This window comes from Hyphomicrobium sp. (genome assembly GCF_003987855.1).
Lineage (GTDB): Bacteria > Pseudomonadota > Alphaproteobacteria > Rhizobiales > Hyphomicrobiaceae > Hyphomicrobium_B.
On sequence record NZ_RXIZ01000015.1, the window covers coordinates 422,132 to 444,955 of the forward strand.

At 58.8% G+C, this 22,824-nt stretch carries 19 protein-coding genes and 1 tRNA gene; 12 read left to right on the plus strand and 8 right to left on the minus strand.

Annotation, left to right across the window (positions count from 1 at the left end; genetic code table 11):
- The first annotated feature begins 19 nt into the window (after positions 1-19).
- The 5 genes from EKK30_RS14930 to EKK30_RS14950 all read left to right on the plus strand — a co-directional run bounded on the left by EKK30_RS14930 (position 20) and on the right by EKK30_RS14950 (position 7,058).
- Positions 20-1,036, plus strand: coding sequence for an alpha/beta hydrolase (locus tag EKK30_RS14930; protein ID WP_290986294.1), 1,017 nt, complete (start codon positions 20-22; stop codon positions 1,034-1,036).
- A gap of 157 nt (positions 1,037-1,193) precedes the next feature.
- Positions 1,194-1,271: transfer RNA gene (locus EKK30_RS14935), tRNA-Pro, on the plus strand.
- Between the two features lie 147 nt (positions 1,272-1,418).
- Positions 1,419-3,851: an EcoAI/FtnUII family type I restriction enzme subunit R gene (gene hsdR, locus EKK30_RS14940; protein ID WP_366927356.1), complete on the plus strand. Its 2,433-nt coding sequence runs from the start codon at positions 1,419-1,421 to the stop codon at positions 3,849-3,851.
- Positions 3,852-3,855: 4 nt separating this feature from the next.
- Positions 3,856-5,310, plus strand: a complete 1,455-nt coding sequence (locus EKK30_RS14945; RefSeq protein ID WP_290986296.1) for an N-6 DNA methylase — start codon at positions 3,856-3,858, stop codon at positions 5,308-5,310.
- Positions 5,307-7,058 (plus strand): restriction endonuclease subunit S, encoded by a 1,752-nt coding sequence (locus EKK30_RS14950; protein WP_290986297.1) that lies wholly within the window; start codon positions 5,307-5,309, stop codon positions 7,056-7,058. The genes EKK30_RS14945 and EKK30_RS14950 overlap by 4 nt, the downstream gene beginning before the upstream one ends.
- A 913-nt stretch (positions 7,059-7,971) precedes the next feature.
- Here the strand turns inward: EKK30_RS14950 and EKK30_RS14955 are convergent.
- The 5 genes from EKK30_RS14955 to EKK30_RS14975 form a co-directional block, all read right to left on the minus strand.
- Complete coding sequence (locus EKK30_RS14955) at positions 7,972-8,517, minus strand: recombinase family protein (protein WP_290986299.1); 546 nt, start codon at positions 8,515-8,517, stop codon at positions 7,972-7,974.
- Positions 8,518-8,673: 156 nt separating this feature from the next.
- On the minus strand, positions 8,674-9,177 hold the full coding sequence (locus EKK30_RS14960; protein WP_290986301.1) for a hypothetical protein: 504 nt from the start codon (positions 9,175-9,177) through the stop codon (positions 8,674-8,676).
- A 667-nt stretch (positions 9,178-9,844) separates the two neighbouring features.
- Positions 9,845-10,879: an AAA family ATPase gene (locus EKK30_RS14965; protein ID WP_290986302.1), complete on the minus strand. Its 1,035-nt coding sequence runs from the start codon at positions 10,877-10,879 to the stop codon at positions 9,845-9,847.
- Positions 10,869-11,744: a toprim domain-containing protein gene (locus tag EKK30_RS14970; RefSeq protein ID WP_290986303.1), complete on the minus strand. Its 876-nt coding sequence runs from the start codon at positions 11,742-11,744 to the stop codon at positions 10,869-10,871. The genes EKK30_RS14965 and EKK30_RS14970 overlap by 11 nt, the downstream gene beginning before the upstream one ends.
- A gap of 902 nt (positions 11,745-12,646) precedes the next feature.
- The gene (locus EKK30_RS14975) at positions 12,647-13,123 is read right to left on the minus strand and encodes a hypothetical protein (protein WP_290986304.1); all 477 of its coding nucleotides are present in this window, start codon (positions 13,121-13,123) and stop codon (positions 12,647-12,649) included.
- A 183-nt stretch (positions 13,124-13,306) separates the two neighbouring features.
- On the opposite strand from EKK30_RS14975, the gene EKK30_RS14980 reads away from it, so the two are divergent.
- Together EKK30_RS14980 and EKK30_RS14985 are read left to right on the plus strand one after the other, a co-directional pair.
- Positions 13,307-13,873 carry a hypothetical protein gene (locus EKK30_RS14980; RefSeq protein WP_290986305.1) on the plus strand — a complete coding sequence of 189 codons (567 nt, stop codon included), beginning with the start codon at positions 13,307-13,309 and terminating at the stop codon, positions 13,871-13,873.
- Positions 13,828-14,367 (plus strand): hypothetical protein, encoded by a 540-nt coding sequence (locus tag EKK30_RS14985; RefSeq protein WP_290986306.1) that lies wholly within the window; start codon positions 13,828-13,830, stop codon positions 14,365-14,367. The genes EKK30_RS14980 and EKK30_RS14985 overlap by 46 nt, the downstream gene beginning before the upstream one ends.
- Here the strand turns inward: EKK30_RS14985 and EKK30_RS14990 are convergent.
- Positions 14,294-14,959 (minus strand): hypothetical protein, encoded by a 666-nt coding sequence (locus tag EKK30_RS14990; protein WP_290986307.1) that lies wholly within the window; start codon positions 14,957-14,959, stop codon positions 14,294-14,296. The two genes, EKK30_RS14985 and EKK30_RS14990, sit on opposite strands and share 74 nt — an antisense overlap.
- A 43-nt stretch (positions 14,960-15,002) precedes the next feature.
- Here EKK30_RS14990 and EKK30_RS14995 point away from each other — a divergent pair, with 43 nt between their 5' ends.
- Both EKK30_RS14995 and EKK30_RS15000 read left to right on the plus strand, forming a co-directional pair.
- Positions 15,003-15,266 (plus strand): DUF4160 domain-containing protein, encoded by a 264-nt coding sequence (locus EKK30_RS14995; protein WP_290986308.1) that lies wholly within the window; start codon positions 15,003-15,005, stop codon positions 15,264-15,266.
- A complete protein-coding gene (locus tag EKK30_RS15000; RefSeq protein WP_290986309.1) occupies positions 15,253-15,717 on the plus strand; it encodes a DUF2442 domain-containing protein in 465 nt (154 codons plus the stop codon). The genes EKK30_RS14995 and EKK30_RS15000 overlap by 14 nt, the downstream gene beginning before the upstream one ends.
- Here the strand turns inward: EKK30_RS15000 and EKK30_RS15005 are convergent.
- Positions 15,714-16,400: a hypothetical protein gene (locus tag EKK30_RS15005; RefSeq protein ID WP_290986310.1), complete on the minus strand. Its 687-nt coding sequence runs from the start codon at positions 16,398-16,400 to the stop codon at positions 15,714-15,716. The two genes, EKK30_RS15000 and EKK30_RS15005, sit on opposite strands and share 4 nt — an antisense overlap.
- 790 nt (positions 16,401-17,190) lie before the next feature.
- Positions 17,191-18,405, minus strand: a complete 1,215-nt coding sequence (locus tag EKK30_RS15010) for a site-specific integrase (protein WP_290986311.1) — start codon at positions 18,403-18,405, stop codon at positions 17,191-17,193.
- Between the two features lie 746 nt (positions 18,406-19,151).
- Here EKK30_RS15010 and EKK30_RS15015 point away from each other — a divergent pair.
- The 3 genes from EKK30_RS15015 to EKK30_RS15025 form a co-directional block, all read left to right on the plus strand.
- Positions 19,152-20,858 carry an ABC transporter permease subunit gene (locus EKK30_RS15015; protein ID WP_290986533.1) on the plus strand — a complete coding sequence of 569 codons (1,707 nt, stop codon included), beginning with the start codon at positions 19,152-19,154 and terminating at the stop codon, positions 20,856-20,858.
- Between the two features lie 9 nt (positions 20,859-20,867).
- Entirely contained in the window at positions 20,868-22,184 is a 1,317-nt protein-coding gene (locus tag EKK30_RS15020; protein ID WP_290986312.1) for a nitrate/sulfonate/bicarbonate ABC transporter ATP-binding protein, read from the plus strand.
- A 234-nt stretch (positions 22,185-22,418) separates the two neighbouring features.
- On the plus strand, positions 22,419-22,824 hold a 406-nt coding region (locus EKK30_RS15025), incomplete at its 3' end, for an alpha/beta fold hydrolase (RefSeq protein ID WP_290986313.1).

Below are 22,824 nucleotides of genomic sequence, written 5' to 3' on the forward strand. Positions count from 1 at the left end.
CTGCGGAGTGTCGTAAGACATGGCGCTGCCGGCATTGAATTGCGCACGGCGACGATTTCTTGCGCGCGCGCTGGGTGCGGGCGTGGCTCTCGCGTTCGGCCTCTCGCGCGCCGAGAGCAAGCAGCGTCAGATCGTACCATCGAAGACGCAGGTCCAGTCACGAAGCCATCCTCTCAAGGCCGACAAAACGGCGCTCGTCCACTTCGATACGGCGCCATTCCCTTATCACGGTACGATGCCCAACTCAGACGCGCCGTTTCTCAACGTCAACGAGAACGGCCGCAAGGGGCACAGCACCGGCTCGCGAGTGTACTGGGAAGATGAAACGTACAACGACAATCGCGTTCTTCTTCACATTCCGAAAGGCTTCGACATTCGCCGTCCGGCATTGATGCTGGTTTTCTTTCACGGGCATGGGGCAACATTGGAACGTGATGTCCTCGCCCGGCAGAAAGTGCCAGCGCAGATATCAGCATCGAACGCGAATGTCGTTCTCGTGGCACCGCAGCTCGCGGTCGATGCCCGCGATTCGAGCGCAGGGAAGTTTTGGCAAGCCGGCGCATTCGGTCGTTTTGTAGGTGAGGCGGGTCAGCAGCTTGCGCGCCTGCACGGCGATAAGAAATCACTTCGCACTTTCGCCAGCATGCCGATCGTGATCGTCGCGTATAGTGGCGGCTATGTCGCTGCGGCGTCCGCAATCGAGCGAGGCGGACTGAAGAAAAGAGTCCGCGGGGTCGTGCTGCTTGATTCTCTCTACGGCGATCTCGACAAGTTCGCCCACTGGATCGAGGCCGATCCGTCCGCGTTCTTCGTCAGCGTCTATCTCGGATCGACGAAAAACCAGAATGCGCAGCTTGAAGACATTTTGGCCGCCCACGACGTGGACGTCAGCCCGCAGATCAACACACGCCTCGCCGCCGGCGGCGTGGCCGTCGTCCCGGGAGGCGACGTCCGTCACCGCGATCTTGTCACCCACGCCTGGGTCGATTATCCGATAATCGACCTATTGCAGCGTTTACCGGAATACCGCCGCTGATCTCCACTTATGGCGTGCCTTTAACGGCGTGCGCCCATTAGGGGCTGAAGCCCCTTATCGTCCTTGACGTGCGAGGACGTTCCAGGTACCCAACCCCTGACCGGGACGGCCACAGTTCTGCAATCCGAAATTGCAGGCGCCGTCGACTTTTCCAAATCGGAGCGTAGCGCAGCCTGGTTAGCGCACCAGTCTGGGGGACTGGGGGTCGGAGGTTCAAATCCTCTCGCTCCGACCATTCTTTCAAAGACTTATTTGTTTCTGCCCCGCTTGCATAAGTATCCAACATTCACATGGCATTCACCGAACGCTATCGTGCAGGGTTCCGCTATTGAGAATCGAGATGCGTCCTCATTTTTAGGACGGGGGAGTTCGCGTGCTCGGCTTGGATAAGCGCCTCCTCACGGAGCGCGACATTTGCACGAAGTTCATCCTGCCCGCCGTCAAGCGCGCGGGCTGGGACGAGATGTTGCAGGTGCGCGAGGAGGTTTATTTCACCAAAGGCCGGATCATCGTTCGCGGCAAGCTGGTGACGCGCGGCAAGGCCAAGAAGGCCGACTTCGTTCTGTACTACAAGCCGAATATCCCGATCGCGCTGATCGAGGCCAAGGACAACAATCATTCGGTCGGCGACGGGATGCAGCAGGGCCTAGACTACGCCGAGACCCTGGATATCCCCTTCGTGTTTTCCTCGAATGGCGACGGCTTCGTGTTCCACGACCGCACCGGCCAAAGCGCCACGATCGAAACCAATCTCGGGCTCGACACCTTCCCTTCGCCCGTCGATCTGTGGGCGCGTTATCGCGCCTGGAAGGGCCTCGACGCTGAAGCCGAACAGATCGTGCTTCAGGACTATTTCGACGACGGCAGCGGCAAGGCCCCGCGCTATTATCAGGTGAACGCCGTCAACGCGGCGATCGAGGCCATCGCCAAGGGGCGCGACCGGGTTTTGCTGGTGATGGCGACCGGCACGGGCAAGACCTACACGGCGTTTCAGATCATCTGGCGCTTGTGGAGGGCGGGCCGCAAGAAGCGCATCCTGTTCCTCGCCGATCGCAACGTGCTGATCGACCAGACGATGGTCAACGATTTCCGCCCCTTCGGCGCGGCGATGGCGAAGCTATCGACCAACGCCAAGACGATCGAACGGCAGGACGGAACCAAGGTCGATCTGACGCTGGCGCTCGACACCAAGCGGCGCATCGACACCGCCTTTGAAATCTATCTCGGGCTCTATCAGGCGATTACCGGGCCAGAGGATCGCCAGAAGCTCTACCGCGAGTTCTCGCCCGGCTTCTTCGACCTGATCGTAATCGACGAGTGCCATCGCGGCAGCGCCGCCGAGGATTCGGCCTGGCGGGAGATTCTCGAATATTTCTCCAGCGCCACGCAGATCGGCCTCACCGCCACGCCGAAGGAAACTGAATACGTTTCCAACACCGATTACTTCGGCGCGCCCGTGTTCACCTATTCGCTGAAGCAGGGCATCAGCGACGGCTTCCTCGCGCCCTACAAGGTCATCAAGGTTCATATCGACCGCGACGTTGAAGGCTATCGCCCCGAGAAGGGCCAGCGCGACCGCGACGGCGAGGAAGTCGAAGACCGCATTTACAACACCAAGGACTTCGACCGGACCCTTGTGCTCGATGACCGCACGAAGCTCACGGCGAAGAAGGTCACGGAGTTCCTGAAGGAAAGCGGTGACCGCTTCCAGAAGACCATCGTTTTCTGCGTCGATGAGGAACACGCAGCGCGGATGCGGCAGGCGCTCATCAACGAGAACGCCGATCTGGTCGCGGAGAACGCTCGCTACGTCATGCGCATCACCGGCAGCGACAAGGAAGGCCAGGATCAGCTTGGCAACTTCATCGACCCGGAATCGAAATATCCCGTGCTGGTGACAACCTCGCGGCTGCTTTCAACCGGCGTTGATGCGCAGACCTGCCGCCTGATCGTGCTCGACCGGCATGTGGGCTCGATGACCGAGTTCAAGCAGATCGTCGGGCGCGGCACCCGCGTTCACGAGGACACCAAGAAGTTCTATTTCACATTGATCGACTTTCGCGGCGCGACCGCGCATTTCGCCGACCCGGATTTCGACGGCGATCCGGCGCAGATTTACGTGCCCGGCGAAGACGATCCGATCACGCCGCCCGATGATGCGCCGCAAGGCGAGGACACGCCGCCCAAACCCGGCGCGGATGAAACCGTGGTCGATCAGCCGGGCTTGCCGATCCCGCCCGGTGGGCCGATCCGCAAGGTCTATGTCGATGGCGTCGGCGCGCGGATCGTCGCCGAGCGCGTGGAGTATCTCGACGCGAACGGCAAGCTCGTCACCGAATCCTTGCGCGATTTCACCAAGACGGCGCTGAAGAAGCGCTTCGCCAGCCTCGACGATTTCCTCAAGCGCTGGAAGTCCACCGAACGCAAGCAGGCGATCATCGAGGAACTGGAAGCCGAGGGCTTGGCGCTCGACGCCATCGGGCAGGAATTGGCCAAGAACCTCGATCCTTTCGATCTGATCTGCCACGTCGCTTTCGACAGACAACCGCTCACCCGCCGCGAGCGCGCCGAAAACGTCAAGAAGCGCGACGTCTTCACGAAGTATGGGCCGCAAGCCCGCGCTGTGCTCGACGCGCTTCTGGAGAAATATCGCGACGAGGGCGTGCTCAATCTCGACGATTCCAATGTGCTGAAGATCGAACCCTTCAGCGGCATGGGCAGCGTCGTTCAACTCATCAAAGCGTTTGGCGGCAAGGAGGGCTTCGAGCAAGCCGTCCACGAATTGCAGGACGCGCTCTATCAGGAAACCGCTTGAAGCCATGGCCGTCCGCACCCTCGTCAAATCCATCCAGGACATCATGCGCCAGGATTCCGGCGTCGATGGTGATGCGCAGCGCATCAGCCAATTGTGCTGGATGTTCTTCCTCAAGATCATCGACGATCAGGATCAGGAGCTTGAACTCACCCGTAGCGGCTACGCCTCGCCGATCCCGGCGAAGTTCCAGTGGCGGAACTGGGCGGCCGACCCGGAAGGCATCACCGGCGAGGCGCTGCTCGCCTTCGTCAACGGCGAACTGTTTCCGGCGCTGAAGGGCCTCCAACTCACCGGCAAGCCCGGCGACCGCCGCAAGATCGTGCGCGACGTGTTCGAGGACGCTTACAACTACATGAAATCCGGCCAGTTGATGCGGCAGGTGCTCAATAAGATCAACGGCGTCGATTTCAACACCTTGGCCGACCGGCAGCATTTCGGCGAGATTTACGAGCAATTGCTCAACGATCTGCAATCGGCAGGCAATGCGGGCGAGTATTACACGCCCCGTGCCGTCACTGCCTTCATGGTGGACCGGATCGACCCGCACCCAGGCGAAACCCTGTTCGATCCCGCCTGCGGCACGGGCGGCTTTCTCACCTGCGCCATCCGCCACATGGAGAAGACGCATATCCGAACGCCGAAGCAGCGCGAGGCCATGCAGGCGGGCTTGCGCGCGGTGGAGAAAAAGCCGCTGCCTCACATGCTCTGCGTCACCAACATGCTGCTGCATGGCGTGGAGGATGCGGGCTTCGTGCGCCACGACAACACGCTGGCCCGCCCGCTCATCTCATGGGGCAAGGATGAGCGTGTCGATATCGTGCTTACCAACCCGCCCTTCGGCGGCAAGGAGGAGGACGGCATCGAGAACAACTTCCCCACCTTTCGCACCAAGGAAACGGCGGATTTGTTCCTCGCCCTCATCGTGCGGCTGTTGAAGGAGGGCGGGCGCGCCGCCGTGGTGCTGCCCGATGGCACTTTGTTCGGCGAGGGCGTCAAGACGCGGCTGAAGGAACATTTGATGGAGGCGTGCAACCTTCACACTATCGTTCGCCTGCCGAACTCCGTGTTCAAGCCCTATGCCTCGATCGGCACCAACCTCTTGTTCTTCGAGAAGGGTGCACCGACCAAGGACATCTGGTTCTACGAGCACCGCGTCCCGCAAGGCCAGAAAGCCTATTCGATGACCAAGCCGATCCGGCTGGAGCATTTTCAGGGCTGCATGGACTGGTGGGGCGGCAAGGATCGGAAGGGCCGCGAGGAAGGCCCGCAGGCGTGGCGCGTCACCGTCGAGGAGATCAAGGCGCGCGGCTACAATCTCGACATCAAGAACCCGCACGCCGTGGCGGACGATCACGGCGACCCGGAAACGCTGCTGGCGGACCTCGCCCGCGCCGAGGCTGAGACGGCGGGCTTGCGTGACCAGTTGAAGGCCATTCTGGCGGAAGCGCTGGCCCGATGAACGCGGATCGCTTGCTGCAACACTATGAGCGGATCGCCGATGCACCCGACGCGATTGCCCGCCTGCGCCGCTTCATTCTCGATCTGGCCGTGCGCGGCAAGCTCGTGCCGCAAGACCCGAGCGACGAACCGGCCTCGGAACTGCTGAAGCGGATCGCGAAGGAGAAAGCGCTGCTGGTGAAAGAGGGAGGGTTTAGTTCACTTGAAGGCAGTGTTGAACTCACGAAAGCTGAACCCTTTGCAATACCCGCATCTTGGGCTTGGTGCCTTCTGGACGACATTGCGGGAATTGCTCGTGGGGGATCGCCCCGTCCGATCAAATCCTTTTTGACCGAAGACCCGAGGGGAATCCCGTGGATCAAAATCGGAGATTCGACTCGAGGCACTATCTACATCGACACCACGGAAGAACGCATCAAGCCCGAAGGTCTCAGCCGCAGTAGGTTGGTTGTACCTGGTGACTTGCTGCTCTCAAACTCGATGAGTTTCGGATATCCTTACATTACCAATATTAGCGGTTGTATTCACGACGGCTGGCTCGTCATCCGCACACCAGAAAACCACATCAGCAAACTCTATATCCACAGAATGTTTTTGTCTGAATATGCAAAGCAGGCCTTCTCGATTGCCGCTGCTGGCGCTGTTGTCCAGAATTTGAATGCGGACAAGGTCCGGCGACTTCAGGTTCCCCTCCCACCGCTCGCCGAGCAACGCCGCATCGTCGCCAAGGTCGATGAATTGATGGACTTGTGCGACCGGCTGGAGGCGGCGCGAGCGGGCCGCGAGAGGTCACGCGACCGGCTGGCGGCTGCGAGCCTCGCCCGCCTCAACGCGCCCGATCCCGAAACTTTTCAAGACGACGCCCGCTTCGCCCTCGACGCGCTATCCGCCCTCACCACGCGCCCCGACCAGATCAAGCGCCTGCGCCAGAGCATCCTCAACCTCGCCGTGCGCGGCAAGCTCGAGCCGCAGGACGCGAATGACGAGCCGGCCTCGGAACTGCTGAAGCGGATCGCGAAGGAGAAGGCGCGGCTGGTGAAGGCGGGCGAGATCAAGAAGGAAAAGCCGCTTGATCCGATTATGAACCAACCATTCGACCTGCCACTAAAATGGTCATGGGTTCGCCTCGATTCACTCTCGCGGTTAATCACCAAAGGGTCATCGCCGAAATGGCAAGGCGTGAATTATGTGAACGCTGACGAAGGCATTCTTTTCATTACAAGTGAAAATGTGGGCAACCAAGAGCTAAGAAAACTCGATGAACTGAAATACGTCGAAAGCCGCTTCCGCGACATTGAACCTAGGTCGATGTTGAGGCGAGGCGATATCCTCATGAATTTGGTCGGCGCTTCAATCGGGCGCACCGCCATCTTTGACTTGGATAAAGAGGCAAACATAAACCAAGCTGTAGCACTTGTCCGCCTCGTCGAAATTTCAGATGGCCCGTTGGTGCAGTATCTCCTGCAGTATTTCAATTCGCCGACGGCCATCGACTTTATGCTTGGTTCTCGCGTCATCACCGCGCAACCGAACATGAGCCTTACGGATGCGAGAGAGTTTCCAATCCCCCTTCCGCCGCTCGCCGAACAACACCGCATCGTCGCCAAGGTCGATGCGCTGATGGCGCTCTGCGACCGGCTGGAGGCGAGCCTCGACCAGACCGCCGCCATCCGCCGCCGCCTGCTCGACGCGCTGCTCGCCGAGGCACTCGCGCCAACGAAGGATCTCTTGCTGCGAGCTGCCGAGTGAAGCCAGGAAAATCCTCGACATTCGCTTTAGTAAACGAGTGACATCAAGCGCAGCGACCCGTCTTCGCAACGCTAGCGGCAAAGCACTACGCAACGACCGGCGGCTATTCGCGTTCCCTGGCGTTTGGCAGCGGTGCAACGGCCCGGTGAAAAAGGACGGCCTGAACGTCAACTGGACGCCTATTCATTCGTGACGACCGCGCTGAACACGCTAACCGACAGCATCAATCACGAGAGGATGCCGGTGTTTCCGGCCGAAGAAGGCGAATGCGAAACATGGCCGTCGAGATCACCGGCTGCCCGGAGGCGCATCGTGCGAAGCGGGTTCGAGAAGAAAGACCTTCTCGCGGCTTAGTATGTACGTAGCGACACGGCCGCTATTGGCGGACTCTACCTCCCGACGCGTACTAAGATACGCATAAGATGCCGCCGACCTCGGGCCAAGATTTAGGCCAAGCCCCTCGCACTCGAGCGGTAACGGCAGGATGAGATTCAGGTCGAGATTCTAACGCAGCGGGAAAGGGCCGAAAGCAAGATTCGAACAAGGTATTCCGGTTGTTGTCACTCACCCGCCGTCGGATCGGTTCAAGGTCCCTTGGTAATCCGCTTGACGCTCGCCGGACTGTAAATTCCTGCCGGATCAACGTCGCGCCGGAACTACCCGAACCGGCTGATAATCATCGTCGTCTTATTCTTCAGGACGTCAAGGCAAGGCATCTCCATTGTCATCGAGTGCCGAGAAAGCGAAGTCGGAATTGTTTGGGTCGGTGTCAAACGAGACTTCCACAACCAGCGTTTTCTTATTCCCATCGTGTTCGAGGTCCCACTCGAACCATGTGCCTTTGACTTGTGGCAGCTTTTCCAATTCTTGACGAATTATCGGAGACGTGGCCATCGGCACTCCCCCTCAAAGCTTAGCTCTCAAGTGCTCTATAAACCGAAGTTCGGCCGATGCCGAGCGCGCGAGCGATATCCGTCGGCCGTCGCTTGTCCGCGTGCATCTGCCGAACTTTGGCGGTGATTGCCGGATCGAGGGGCTTCCGACCTTTATACTTGCCGTCCGCTTTCGCCTTGCTGATGCCCTCGCGCTGGCGCTCCAACATCAATTCTCGTTCAAATTGCGCAATCGCGCCGACCACATTGACCATCAGTCGGCCCTGGGCGTTGCCGGTGTCGAGTTGCAACGAGAGAATCTTCAGCGTCGCCCCGGCTTCCTCGATCCGGGCCGAGATGGTGACGAGGTCGGCGACTGAACGCGCCAGTCGGTCGAGCTTTGTCACAATCAGCACGTCGCCTGTTCGTAGGATGCCGAGGAGCCGTTCCAGCTCCGACCGGTCGCCAACGCTCGATACCTGCTCCTTGAAGACCTTTTCGGCCCCGGCGGCTTCGAGGTCGCGAAGCTGTGCCTCATAACCTGCTTTCTGTTCGACGGTGCTCGTGCGGGCATATCCAAATTGCATTGCCAGCCTCTTATCTGTTCCAATAGGATGCGAGGTGGACATATTCGTTCCATAATATAAGCATCGGAATTCAAAGGAGCGATATTATTTTGTTCCGCTGGGCCAGGCCCTAAAAGAACACACTGAGCTCCTATCTGAAACGACCCTTGAGGCTCGTCATGCACGGTCTACATTGACGCGCAGCTTCCTGGATTTTTGCCATAGCTCTTCCTTGGCGATCATCGTTTGCTCGAGCGCGATAAGATCGACTGGAACGGCCCAGCTCCCCGTTCCGGCGTATTCCTCTATGGCGCGCAACGTGCGCAATTCATCGCTGTTGGCCATCCACTCTTCGGGCCGTATGAAGTTTCCCCCGTACCATACGTTCGTGCGAAGCAAGGCCACCGCATCGAAGATATTGCGAATAGGTCGAGCAAGTAGCTTCTCCTTCGCCGCCCTGTACTGATCACCAGCTTCTGATTGCGCCTTGATCTCAGAGGCGGTAGGATGTTCATCGATTTGCGACAGGCGGACGCGTTCTGCCGCGATCCATGCCTCCTCACAGGCTAAGTACTCCGAAGACATTCCGGACGAATTGGCATGTGACGGTAGGGAGGGCGCAACGACCGTAAGGCCAGCAGCTATGACGAAAGCTCGCCGGTTTAAGGGTACAGTGTTCATAATCGCTCCGGTTAGGTGAGAGCGAGGAAATTTCGCCCCCTATAATAGGTGGGAGAAATGCAATGCACCGCTGTACTCACGTCCCGATGACGACGGTATAATAATCGAAGACTCTGCAATGGCACTCACCTTGACCCCCCATTAAAAGCCTTGGCGAAGCTATAGACCGTGACCGACCGTGAGCCGATTTTCGTACGGCGGCGCAGAGCCTTATTCTTGAGAACCCTTCCCATCGCAGTCCAAGATTGCGGGGTCCACCCATTCACCGCGACGAGATTTGCATAAAATTTCTCTAGATCCTCTTTGGGTATCCAACGACGCTTAAGTTCGGGATGGCGCGTGGCAGCCTCCGAGAGGGCCCATATCAGCACAGCGACGTGCTCATCAGCAGGAGACGGGGTGTTAGCCTGCGGGTAAAGACGGGCAAGCTTCACGGGCCTTCGGCGGCGACTGCTCGATCGTCCGGCAGACTGCGGCGCATCTGCCCACTTGGAGGGCATGGTGAGCGGCTGCGGTTCGGGTGCAGGGTCTGCGTGCACGGTTGTGCGCCCTTCTTTGGCAAACCTTTTGAACCAAACCATTCTGTTCACCATCGGCTTCGCTTCGAGCTTCACCAGTCGTTACATTCGTTGCTTTCGTTACTCGTGCCTCAAAAAGGTAACGATAGTCACGGACGTAACGAGGTCTCGCAGTCCGGATGAATGTACTCGCCCCTGCCGACCTTTGTGACCTCTCCTGCTTGGACCATGGCGCTCAAACGGTTTCTCACTACTGGCTCGCTCAGTCCGGCTCGATCGGCAATCACTGACGGTCCAAGGCTGCCAGCCGCTTCCTTAAGGGTGGCAAGAATTTTCCGCCTGGTATCCGATCGGTGGAGTTCATCAGCGTCGCCGACAATGCGCCATCGGCACAAGGCCTTGTCGAACTGCACCGCATGTTCCGTTTCTTCGACATCGCGACCACGGACGTATAGGCTCGCACCAGCTGTTTTTCTTGAAAGAATAATTGGGGTGTCTACGCAACCCGCAATGCCGAGCGTACCGCTGATCGTGTCAATCGGATCCTCCGCTTCACCTTTTCGCTGGTGGTGCAGAACGAGGATCGCGATACCGCGATCGTTCGCCAGTCGATGAATCGCCGTCAATGCTTGGTAGTCGGCGGCATATCCTTCTTTATTCGTGACCTGGCGCACGCTGGCGAGCGTGTCCAGGATAACGAGGCGCGGCGATTGAGAACTCTCTATCCAATCCTTGATGTCGCGTACCCCACCCTTATCCAGCCGCTCCCACTTCGTGGTGAGCGTTAGACAGTGCGGCCAAGGCAAGTTCGGCCCTAGAAGCTTCGTCATTCGATTTTTGAGGCGCCGCTCGTTGTCTTCGAGCGCGCAGTAGAGAACATCCCCTTGTTCCGGGACAATCTCACCAAGACAGGGCGTACCCCCTGCCACCGCTGCGGCAAGCTCCAGTGCCAGCCAACTTTTCCCAAGCTTTGGCCTGCCCGCCAGCATGGAGAGACCCTCGGGAACTACGCCAGGAATTATGTATCGAATCGGCGGATGGTCCTTACGCTGAAGTTCGCTTGCCAAGAAAGCGTGATCCCGCCAGGAGGGCTGTTTCAAACGTCCCCACGTATCATCCGCAGTGCGGAGAATGTCGTGACCGCGAGCGAGGGCTTCGTTCACATCCTTTATATCATTCGACATTTACAATCACTCCGGGAACCACGATCGCCGCATCGCTTCCGGATGCGCGCCATCGCGCAGCACAGGCTCGAGCGGCGTCGAGCCCGGCTCTGTCCCGGTCGGCAAAAATGGTCAGGCAGGATATGGCTCGCAACACTGGGAAGCGGAAAAGAGCGCCAGCACTTGTCGCTGACCAAACCGGCTGCCACCCTGAGATGAGCAACGCAAGGCCGTCTTCTACGCCTTCGCAAATACCAAGCGCGTCGCTTACGTCTTCGTCTGGTGAGAGACGAACGACTCCTTGACCTCCCAGCATCTTGCGCCCAAGCTTGCGAGCGTTGCCGTCGAGGAAAGTTCGGTGAATGCCCCGCGGAATAGAAGTGACAGGATCGGTCATAAGCGCAAGCATCGCAGACTCAACGGGATCCCATCCGAGCACATGTCCCACGTCGAGACGGTCGATTTTCAGCCCGCGGCTGGCAAGATAGATTTCGGCTTTTGTCCCGAGCACAGGTTTGCGCCGGTCCCATATAGCAAGTGCAATACGCGCAAGCCGTATGCGTTCTCCGGCGTTGCTGTGATTAACAGGAAACGAGGGTGTCCGTTGATGGCTGCGCTGCGAAAGCGTTGACATAAGATCCCGCCCAATTTCGATGGCGCGCTGAAACTTGACACCGTGGACGCGCATAATCAGGTCGATCAGATCCCCGCCTGTCCCGGCCTCGTGATCGAACCACAAGCCACGTTTCGGCCCAGCGACTGCAATGGCGAGCGAACCGCGACGACCGTAACGGAATTCGTTGCGCGAAACAGACGTTGGAGAGCCCAATAACTGGCTGAGAATTCCTGCTACGTCGGAGGCAAGTATCGTCGATAGGTCCTGCATGGCTACTCCGCGCTGAGACGACACAAGGGGGGACCGTCGCGGAAAGCTTAGCTCCGCGCCAATTGCATTCAGGAGAAGTAGAGAGGACTACTCGCTCGGTTCCGAAGTAGAAGCCATGGCTCGGGAACGCTGCGCATGTCCCCACTTCTTAAGCGCCGCGCCTTGGTAGGTTATCCGACGACCGAAGCCCCGAAAAAAAGGCGGCCCGTTACCCATGACGCGAAGTTTCTTCAACGTCGCTGGTGCAACTTTGATACCGCACTGATGCCAAAGGTACTCGGACGCGGATGCTTGGTCGAAAAATTCCGGTTGGTCACGAGCGACAGGTGTTGCATTGCCGGGTAGACTTTTGAAATCTTCGCTCATCATCAAGGATCACATCGGTTAGAAGTGGCCCTAGGGTGAACTGAGGTTCGCCAGGTGTATCCCCCCCACGATCGAATTTTTTCTAGAAATTCGGACGGCCGCTTCCAACGGCCCGGCAATAGGACGAACTGCCGCCAGCATGTGCAGTACTAAGCGCCCGGTCGAGCCCGATGTGTCGAGCCCATCGGAGACCGTCTTGAACTTGATCGGCGAAAGTTTCACCCCATGACGCGCATCACGCGCGAGTCGTCTCGCCCAAATCTCGTTTTTGAGCGATATCTGATTCCGTGCGTTAGAAGGCGGGGGAGCAACCGTGACCTATGCGTTGTTTCTCATTGTCTTGGCCACAGCGGCATTGGTCTGCGGGGCGTTACGGCTCATCGGCGTCAATCTCAGCTTCGAACGCGTGTTCAGGCTCCTCGCCGAAGGCCTGTTTTGGCTGCCAGTCGCCGTTATGAGCGTAGCTGTCTGCACAGCCATCGTGGTTGTCGTCACCATAGCGGCCGTGGCGTTGTTTCCACGGCTTCCGGATGCCGCTATCTGGAATTCTCTTCCAGCTTGGGCGTGGTTCGCTGTCGGCGACGCCATAGTTTTGGGATTGCTTTGCTGGCGCGAGTGGCGGCCGAAATGACCTCGCCGTGGCGGGTGCCATGGTTCTTAAGGTGCAAGTTGATTGCCGCGAAGTAGCTTTCCAGAGGAAAACTAATGGCCCCTGCGGCAAGGTCATGCGACACCGCGAGCCTCCGTAGGCGCGCTTTGCTCGGCCGGAAGCCGATATTCCAGCCCGGAATTTCGTCCCATGATGAAGCATGATACCGCTTAGCGTACATCGGCCACAGGTCCCGCTGGCCCGGCCCGGCAAAACTCAACCGTTCCCACGTTATGAAACCTTTACGCATGAACGCGTCGAAGAGAAGAAGGCTGAAGCCCACTCCCGTCACGTCCTCGCGGCTTTCCAAATCCTGATCCAACCTAGACTTGGTCTCATTCAGGTGTGCTTCATCGCCGTCCATTTCGCCATCTCCTACGCATTACTAAGGCGTTTGTGGCGGGGGATTCATTGACGGTCGACTGTCATATGCAACGGTGGCGGGCATCACATTGCATAACGATAGATGTCGAACTTGAACAAGCCTGCGTCCCTTCGTAGCCTTGTCGCGGGGATCGGGAACGGCGGCACCTAGGGGAGCTGACCGTTGAGAATATATCTGGACGAGAGCGACGCGCCGCATCCGGCAGATCGTGAAGCCGCAGAGCGCATCATCACTGAGATCATCACGAACGATGTCATCACGCAGGGCAGCTTCTGCCTCGAAGGCTATTCTGCCGCCCGTAGGATCGCGCAGGCATTGACGGCGGCTCGGCGCGACGAACGGCGGGTTGGTTTCGCCACGCCCTTTCGGATGCGAAGGACGAAGCCGGCGCCCGGCTCACCTGTGGTGATGGCGAAGATGCCCGATCTTCGGCCGCTCTATCACTGGATCACGGTCGATGGCGTTAGGCTGCAAAGCTATCGCGCGGGATTGCACAGCACGCCGATGATTTCGGACGACGGCATGATCGCGATCCGGGAAGCGGATGGGAAATGGGTAGCGGCGGTCAACGGTGTCGAGGTAATCGGATGTGGACTCATCTGCCGGTTCACTACGGCAGAAGAGGCCGTTCGAGAGGCTTTGCAGAGAATTAAAAGAATCGCTTCACCGAGCGGGAGAACGAAATGGCCGATTTATGGGGAGTGGTCATCGGCGGTTTGCTGGCCATAACGGGCAGCGCAGCTACCCAGTGGTACGCTCACAAGGCAAAGGCCGACGAAGATCGGCGGCGACTGAGAGAGCAAAAACTCGAAGAGATGATCAGCTTAGTCTACGAGCACGCACATTGGATCGATGCTATGCGGCAAAGAATTGTGCTCGATGCTAAGTCATCGGAGGAGACCGTATCTCCCATGTCCAAACTCACGGCCATCGCCGCCATATACTTTCCGCAGTTTCTCGAGCCGATACGGGTTATGGAGCGAGCCGCGTTGGCCTACCGAGGCTGGATGATCGGTAAGGGTCGTGAGCGGTTGGCGGGTAGGACCGATCAGCTTTCAGAAGGGTTCAATAGTGTTTACGAAGGTTATCTCAAGGCGCAGCAGACGCTGTTGAAGCAGCTCACCGCCGCTGCGAGCAGTGAATTTGGCGTTAGGAACAACCAACCACAAACTGTTCCCAGCGATCCCGATTCGCCTCCCGCCAGCTCACCGTCTTCGTCTTAAGCCAAGCGCGCGTCGGCCCGGGTCTATAGGGCGCGTCGCGTTTCTTCGAAACGATACCTTCAAGCCCCATGCGCTCGCACGTGGCCAAAAGCTTCATAGGATCGTCAAACGCGCCAGAACACTGAATGTGCTCGCTGACCGTGGCCGTGATCAAGTCGGCAAGGCGCGCGCGCCGTTCGTAGAGCGGCAACGGCAGCAGCCGGACGCCATCCAGTGCCAGAAGATCGAACGCCCATAGGCAGAGCGGCGCGTCGGTTTTGCGGTAGGCCATGAGGGTTTTGAAGCAGGGCATGCCGTCAGGCCCGCAGGCCACCAGCTCACAGTCGAGGATGGCCCTGCGCGCCGGTATTTGGTCCAGCACCGGACGTAGAGCGCGGAAGCGCTTGGTGAGGTCAGAGCCGCCCTTGCTGAAGATCGTAGCTTCGCCGTCGTCGAGGTGGATTTGTGCCCGCCAGCCGTCAAATTTGACCTCGTGCGACCACTCCGGCCCGGTGGGCGGGGTCTTCGTGAGGGTCGGAGCCATTGGGCGAATGAAGGGAATACGCTTAAGCATGGCGGTCGTGTAGATGGCGAGACATTTAGCATTTAGCAAGCTTCAACCTTTCCTAACCGCTTGGGTTTTGCTACATAGGGGCATGGGGCAGGTCCGGCGGAAAGGAAATCTCAGGATTGTGATCTGGTCGAACGACCACCGACCCAGTCACGTCCATGTGATCAAAGGCAAAGGTAAGGGTGAACTGAGCGCCAGTTTCTTGCTCCGCTGCCCGAACGGCCCTCCCGAATTGCGGGAAGCAGATCACGGCGTAACAGTAAAGATGATCAACCGCTGGCTGGCCTTCGTAGTGAAGAATTTAGAGAAGGCATGCGCGGATTGGAGTGCGATACATGGCGATTTCTGAAAAAGAATTGGCTAAAGCCAAGGAACGCGGCGCCGATGTTCGAGCCAAGGGATACGCGCTGGCGGCCAAATATGACCGTAATGCTCGTGCGATCGCGATCAAATTGGATTCGGGAACCTTGCTCACTGTCCCGATTGAGATAGTGCGTGGTCTTCGCGGCGCATCGGCCACAAAGATCGCCGACGTGGAGGTTATCGCGTCCGGCTTAGGTTTGCACTGGCCGCAGCTCGATCTTGACTTGTACGTCCCGAGCTTGTTGGCCGGAAAGGTCAACCCGCAGAGTTTTGCCGCAGCGACTCTTGGGGCAGCAGGCGGAAGGTCAACCTCCGAGGCGAAGGCTGCCGCCGCACGCGAGAACGGCAAGCGTGGCGGTCGGCCAAAAATTCTAACGGTGGACACTAAACCCCACCGGGAAGAGGCCAGAGTCGCACGCCGCGCTCGGCGTGGCTAGCGCGGCGAACTCGTCCAGCTAATGCCGGGAACCTCGTTCCTATCGAACGCCTTGACCATTAATTCGAGCTGTTGCTTCGTGATGGTTACCGATTTCGGTGGCAGCAAGTCCTTGATCACATCATCGACGCACTCAGGCGGCTGCCATTCGATCCTGCCAAACTTGCCGCCGCGCTTGATCCGCTGGATCGCCGCAAGGGTTTCCGTCCTCGTGACCGCCGCGCAAAACAGGCAGTTCGGCTCGATTAGCTCCGAGCAAAGGATGAAGCCGGATGCGCTTTTGTGGATCATGAACAATTTCATGACTTGTAGCTGCTCAACGCGCTCGGCCGCGTCTTCCGGCAATTGAATGAAGGCCGAGCACTCTTCGTTCGGGCAGAAGACGATGAAGCGGGGCATAATGTCGGTGCCGTCCTGCTTCACCTGACGCGAGATTTCGAATTCCTTGATCGGTGCACGTCGCGCCAGCAGCTCATTGAGATTGGTTAGAAGACTATCCCGATGCGCAACATGCAAAGCGTGCAGCTCCTCGAACTTAACGAGCAGGTCCTCAGCGCTAGCCGTGGGGAGGCCTTTAACCGACATTTCGGTGATGGCGCGGAGCTGCGCGGCGATTAGCAGGTCCCCCGTGAACACAATCTCATCAGCTTCTTCGAGCCTCGCTCGGAGGGTTTGCTCATTCATGGCGAACTCCCGATGTGTTGAAGCCGGGCGGGACACCGGTCCTGAATGTCTGCGCGCCCCGAAATCGACCAGAGTGCAGTGATCAAAGAAAAGGAGGTCGAGAAGCTTCTTTTAGAAAGACCCTATTGCGCTCGGCAAAGCTCCCGAGAGCTCCTATTGATACCGGCCGAAGAGGCAGAGGGATGCACGGGTCTTGTAAAAGGGCCCAACTCCATCGGACGAATGGAGCCCATATAAGTTCATCATGCGCACTGTTCTCTGACTTTTCGGCGGAGATTTTGCCCCCTTTTGTTGAGAATACCCAGGCAAGGCCTGATAAGCAGCGGTAGAGTTCGGGTAGCTTTTCAGTGCCTCCCGAACGACCGAATTCCTCTGCGATCGTAGTCGATGCGGTAGAGGCAGCAATGGATAGCTCGACTAGCATTTCCGGTTCGACCTGTTCCGCGCTTAGAGCGCGATAGCAGGTGTCCGGAAGCCCAGCCAACCGAAGTCGGCGAAGCACATCATCTCTGTGATTGCAGCTTGAGAAGACGGAATGGACAACTCCTGGATTGGCGGCTCTCTCGATTACACCCAGCGTCCTGCACACGTCCTTATGCGACGCCCATTCCTCCCTCGAGGTGTTACGAAGCAAATAGTCAGCGAAGATCTCTTCGATATTTGCCCGGTCGGTTTCATCGAAGGTCGGCCTGCGCGCTGCCCTCGTGGCGTCCAACCAAGTAGCTTCTTGTAGGCTCGGTCGCTCGAACTCGTACCTCGCAATAAATGATCTTGGAATTTTTGCCACGACCTAAGCTTTATCCCCGCCGCGGGGCGGGGAGGTGATCGCTAGCAACGGAGCGATCTCTGCCCCAATCGTCTCGGCTGTTGCGCGAACCGGCGAGGGCGCCAAGTGCGCGTACCGCTCTGTCGTCATGGAAGATCGGTGCCCGAGGACCCCGCCTATCAGAGGAATACTTGCTCCTGCAGAGACTGCCACGCTCGCTGCCGTGTGACGTAGATCATGCGGCCGAGCATGAGCAATTTTGGCCTCCTTCAATATGCGCTTCCAGCACTTGGCGATATTGATTAACGGGCTCGCTGCTCTCGCTCCGCAGAAAACGTAGGGGTTACCGTTGATTTGCGGAAGGGCTTGAAGAATTCGTATTACCGCGAGCGAGATCGGCACTTCTCTCCGACCCACTTTTGAATCCTCGAGCAAAATCACTCCTCGATCGAGATCGACCTGACGCCATCTTAGAGTCCTCAACTCGTCTCGGCGCAGGGCTGTTAGCAAAAGGCATCGAAAAAATGCGCCCTGCCAGACGGAGATGTTTTCGGTTTGCTCGCAACTCTGAATAGCCGCGCCTAGAGCAGACATTTCGGGGCGTGACAGATAGCGCCTACGAGGCTCCTCCTTATACTTCTTCAAACCACTGACCGGGTTGAGCCGGTCAGGACGATACCCGGAGCGTATTGCCCAGGAAAAAAACGCCGACAGGCAAGAGGTCGATCGATTGGCGGTCGGCGGAGTATCTCGCATCGAGTGTTGCAGCCTCTCGACATCGCTGTGTGCAGTATCACGCACCTTGAGGTGTCCAATTGCCGGATTGATGTGAGAATTGAAGTTGCGGCGGTACTCAGTAAGCGTACGCGGCTTCAGCTTCGTCGCGCCATATAGGTCAAGGAAATCCTTGGACAGACGCGAAATGGTCGGTGCCTCGGTTAGCTCCTGTTTATCCCGTTTTTTTACTTCGGCTGGATTGGTGCCGTCGGCGATCATGCCGACTAACTTTTTCGCAATCTTTCGCGCCTGCTCGGGGGTAAGCGCTCCGTATCGCCCGATAGTGTAGGTGACGAGTCTTGCCGCACGGCCGCCCATGCGATAGCGCAGCTGGAAGACCTTTCTCCCAGTCGGCGTGATCTTGAGCGTAAAACCTGGCAGTTCGGTATCGAATATAAAGATGGGTTTCCCAGCCGTAGCGACCGCGCCGTCCACCGCAGATTTGACGATTTTTTTTCTCATCTAGGTCGTGAATGCCAGAGGGGAAACTAGCATTCACGATAGCGCAACTTCGCGCCCCGCGCTTCCCCCGGCAGCATCACAAATTATTCATTCCTATTGGTCTTTTGGAGACATTCACCGGTTAGAACCGTGGAGCACCTCCCAGTACACAGTCTGGGGGACTGGGGGTCGGAGGTTCAAATCCTCTCGCTCCGACCATTCTTTCAAGCAAAACGGCGTAGCTACCACCTAGCTACCGCGTTCCTGACATTTCGATGGTCGCCGCGAAGACTTGCGAGGGTAAGAAACGTGCGCCGAAAGATCATCGAAATGCGTGGCTGCTTTTGACACCGTTCGAGTGACCGACTTGGCATCTCCTGCCGACCAATCGCCACGACGCTCTGACGCACAACCGGCTTCACCGCTGTGTCGAAAGTCCGTTGTTCGCAGACGGCTCTGACAGTCTTCTCTCCATCGGGATGAATTGTCTCATCCACTGCAACACCGCTCGCCCTCATTGTCGGCAGGCGACATCTTCCTCGTTGACAACAAAACCGGCTGAGAGCATTCCCCTCTCCAAGCGGTACGAAGTGCCGTCCAAAACCGAAAGATTTAACGACCATGCCTAGCGACAGTAGCAGCCGATTGCCATTGCCATCGCCGGTCCTCGCGTGATCGTTTAACCGACGCTCACCTTGGCCCGCCGATGGCGGCCACCGAGGTGAGACATGATCTTCCATCCTAAGCCTGACGCCCACGCCGCCGGAATGCGTCCCGGCGCGGCGGCATTCCTCCCCAATCGCTACGACGTCTTCGCCTTCGCCATCCTTTTCGGTGTCTTCATCGCCGCTGCGCATGGCGCCCACGTCATGGAACGGCCGTTGGCGGCGCTTGATTTCACGCCGGTCTCGTTGGAACCGGTCAATCTGATTCCCTATGCGCTTCTCTCTACCCTGCGAATGTTCGCGGCCATCATCGCCTCGCTGGTGTTCACCTTCGTGGTCGCGACCCTGGCCGCCAAGAGCCGGAAGGCCGAGCTTGTCATCATTCCGGCGCTCGACATCCTGCAATCGGTGCCCGTGCTGGGCTTCCTGAGCTTCACCGTCACAGCCTTCATGGGGCTGTTCCCCGGCAATGAGTTGGGGGCGGAGATGGCGGCAATCTTCGCCATCTTTACCAGCCAGGCCTGGAACATGACCTTCGCGTTCTACCAGGCCCTTCGCACGGTGCCGAAGGACATGCAGGAGGTAGCGCGGCATTTCCGGCTGTCCGGCTGGATGCGTTTCTGGCGCATCGAGGCGCCATTCGCCACGCCAGGCCTCGTCTGGAACACCATGATGTCCATGTCCGGCGGCTGGTTCTTCGTGGTGGCGTCGGAGGCGATCACCGTGGGCAATACCAAGGTGACCTTGCCCGGAATCGGCTCATACCTCGCGCTCGCCATCGAAAAGCAGGACCTTGTGGCGGTGGCCTGGGCGATCGTCGCCATGGGCGTTGTCATCCTCATTTACGACCAGTTGGTATTTCGCCCGATCGTCGCCTGGGCCGACAAGTTCCGCGTCGAGTTGACCGCCAAGGGCGAGAAGCCGACCTCGTGGGTCTACGATGTTTTCCGCCACAGCGGGGCGCTGCGCTTTTTGGGCCGCCTCTTTTCACTGTGGTCGGATTGGTGGGCGCGGACGCTTCTCACGGCGACACGGCGCGTGCCGCCGGTCAACGGGGCAAGCGGCGCGTGGGCCGATGGGCTATGGATTGCGTGCGTGGCCGCAGGCGCGGCGTGGGGCGCTTGGACCATTGTCGCGTTCGTGCGCGAGCATCTTACTGTTTCGGACGTTGGAACGGCCTTCTGGCTAGGCAGCATCACTTTTGCGCGCGTGGCGGTCTTAATCGCGCTCGCCAGTCTGATCTGGGTGCCGGTGGGCGTGTGGATCGGCCTGCGGCCGGCCGTGGCCGAGCGCGTGCAGCCCCTGGCGCAGTTCCTCGCCGCGTTTCCCGCCAACGTGATGTTCCCGTTCTTCGTCGTGGTGATCGCGGGGTATCACCTCGACCCCAACATCTGGCTGTCGCCGCTGATGATCCTTGGCACGCAGTGGTACATCCTGTTCAACGTCATCGCGGGCGCAAGCGCCTTCCCCAACGACCTGCTCGAAGCGACCACCATCATGAAGGTCTCGCGCTGGCAATGGTGGCGGGATGTTATGCTGCCGGGCATCTTTCCCTATTACATCACGGGCGCGTTGACCGCTGCTGGCGGCTCATGGAACGCCTCGATCGTCGCAGAGGTGGTGAGCTGGGGGAATACCCGCATCGAGGCCACGGGGCTCGGCGCCTACATCGCCAAGGCGACCGAAGCCGGGGACATGCCGCGCATCGTGCTCGGCATCTCGGTGATGTCGCTGTTCGTCATCGCCTTCAACCGGCTGCTGTGGCGTCGCCTTTACACCTTCGCCGAACAACGCCTGCGCCTGGAATAGGAGAGTCCGATGGAAACCCTCGCCAAAAAACCCACCAGCCTGTCCACGGACACGCTACTCACCGTCGACCATGTGACCCACACCTACAGCAACGATACCGAACATCCGATCCTCAAGGACGTGAACCTGGCACTCAAGGAAAACGAGATTGTCTCTCTGCTCGGCCGTTCGGGGTCCGGTAAGTCCACGCTGCTCAGGGTCATCGCCGGACTCACGTTACCCACCGAAGGCCATGCTGTGATCGGAGGCAAGACCGTGGACGGCCCCGCCGACGGCGTGGCGATGGTGTTCCAGAGCTTCGCGCTGCTGCCGTGGCTCACGGTGCTTGCCAATGTCGAGCTGGGCCTCGAGGCGCAGGGCGTTCCGCCGGAAGACCGCCGCCGCCGCGCCTTGGCCGCCATCGACCTTATCGGTTTGGACGGCTTCGAGAACGCTTACCCCAAGGAAATCTCCGGCGGCATGCGCCAGCGGGTCGGTTTCGCGCGTGCTCTCGTGACCCATCCCAAGTTGCTGCTGATGGATGAGCCGTTCTCGGCGCTGGACGTGCTCACCGCCGAGACGCTGCGCACGGACCTCCTGGATCTCTGGGTGGAAGGGCGCTTGCCGATTCGCGCCATCCTGTTGGTGACCCACAACATCGAAGAGGCCGTGCTGATGTCCGACCGGATCCTGCTGCTGTCCTCCAACCCCGGCACCATCGCGGCGGAGTTCAAGGTGACGCTGCCGCATCCGCGCAACCGCTTCGACCCGACCTTCCGCGCGCTGGTGGACGACATCTACAAGCGGATGACCGCCCGCACCGACGCAGCGAAGCCTGGAACGTTTCCCGGACTCGGGATTGGCATGGTCTTGCCGCGCGTTTCCTCCAATGCCCTGGCGGGCCTTGCCGAGGCGCTGATCTCGCCGCCCTACAACGGCCGCGCCGACCTGCCGGTGCTGGCCAACGGACTCAATATCGAAGCCGACCAGTTGTTGCGACTTGCGGAAATGCTTCAATTACTGCGCTTCGCCGAACTTGCCGAGGGCGACATCAAGCTCACCGACGCCGGGCGTCGCTTTGCGGGGCTCGGCGTCGATGACCGCAAGGCGCTGTTCCGCCAGCACCTCATCACGCATGTGCCGATCATCGCTCACATCCGGCGGGTGCTGGACGAACGGCCGACTCACCGCGCCCCCGCATCGCGCTTCCAGGACGAACTGGAGGATTACATGGATGAGGATTCGGCGATGAGCACGCTCAAGGCCATTGTCTCCCTGGCGCGCTATGGGGAGGTGTTTGACTTCGACAAGGAAACCAATGCCTTCAGCTTAGATAATCCGGTCTAAATCACCTGCGAATTCTCTAACCAACCGAAATCTTGATGTCGGTATGATGCTCGACGTCCGGCACCCGAATTTTCGGTGAGGGGAAGGGGGCTTGTATCTGTCTCTTCATGGTGATCAACCAGTGTAAACAGTCGCATCAACTACATCATGATTTTGGGTATTAAGGGTCATCCTGGGAGACTGGGGGTCGGAGGTTCATCCTCTCGCTCCAACCAATTTTTTTATGGACGGGCGATGAAGTTCTTACCTCTGATTGCGGCATTTGCGGCATTTGCGGCATTTGCGGCATTTGTCGGCATGGCGCCAGCCGAAGCCTCCGTACCGATATCGAAATCCACCTCGGCGACGACGACCTATCACAAGATTGAGGTTGGCGGGGTCGGCGTTTTCTATCGTGAGGCAGGGCCGCCGAATGCACCGGTCATCGTGCTGTTGCACGGCTTTCCGACCTCATCTCGGATGTTCGAAACGCTAATCCCGCTTTTGGCGCCCTCGTACCACATCATCGCCCCGGACTATCCGGGGTTCGGGCAGAGCGACTCGCCTCCACCATCGCAATATCAGTACAGCTTCGAGAAGATAGCCAACACGATCGATGCTTTGCTCACTCAGCTTAAGATTGATCGCTATTCCCTGTACC

Coding starts and splice junctions, on each gene's coding strand:
- EKK30_RS14945 (WP_290986296.1), top strand. CDS start 3,856: ATGGCCGTCCGCACCCTCGTCAAATCCATCCAGGACATCATGCGCCAG.
- EKK30_RS14960 (WP_290986301.1), bottom strand. CDS start 9,177: ATGAACACTGTACCCTTAAACCGGCGAGCTTTCGTCATAGCTGCTGGC.
- EKK30_RS14950 (WP_290986297.1), top strand. CDS start 5,307: ATGAACGCGGATCGCTTGCTGCAACACTATGAGCGGATCGCCGATGCA.
- EKK30_RS14970 (WP_290986303.1), bottom strand. CDS start 11,744: ATGCAGGACCTATCGACGATACTTGCCTCCGACGTAGCAGGAATTCTC.
- EKK30_RS14930 (WP_290986294.1), top strand. CDS start 20: ATGGCGCTGCCGGCATTGAATTGCGCACGGCGACGATTTCTTGCGCGC.
- EKK30_RS14965 (WP_290986302.1), bottom strand. CDS start 10,879: ATGTCGAATGATATAAAGGATGTGAACGAAGCCCTCGCTCGCGGTCAC.
- EKK30_RS15010 (WP_290986311.1), bottom strand. CDS start 18,405: ATGAGAAAAAAAATCGTCAAATCTGCGGTGGACGGCGCGGTCGCTACG.
- EKK30_RS15000 (WP_290986309.1), top strand. CDS start 15,253: ATGGCGATTTCTGAAAAAGAATTGGCTAAAGCCAAGGAACGCGGCGCC.
- EKK30_RS14995 (WP_290986308.1), top strand. CDS start 15,003: ATGGGGCAGGTCCGGCGGAAAGGAAATCTCAGGATTGTGATCTGGTCG.
- EKK30_RS14975 (WP_290986304.1), bottom strand. CDS start 13,123: ATGGACGGCGATGAAGCACACCTGAATGAGACCAAGTCTAGGTTGGAT.
- EKK30_RS15005 (WP_290986310.1), bottom strand. CDS start 16,400: ATGAATGAGCAAACCCTCCGAGCGAGGCTCGAAGAAGCTGATGAGATT.
- EKK30_RS14955 (WP_290986299.1), bottom strand. CDS start 8,517: ATGCAATTTGGATATGCCCGCACGAGCACCGTCGAACAGAAAGCAGGT.
- EKK30_RS15020 (WP_290986312.1), top strand. CDS start 20,868: ATGGAAACCCTCGCCAAAAAACCCACCAGCCTGTCCACGGACACGCTA.
- EKK30_RS14985 (WP_290986306.1), top strand. CDS start 13,828: ATGGCCGATTTATGGGGAGTGGTCATCGGCGGTTTGCTGGCCATAACG.
- EKK30_RS15015 (WP_290986533.1), top strand. CDS start 19,152: ATGCGTCCCGGCGCGGCGGCATTCCTCCCCAATCGCTACGACGTCTTC.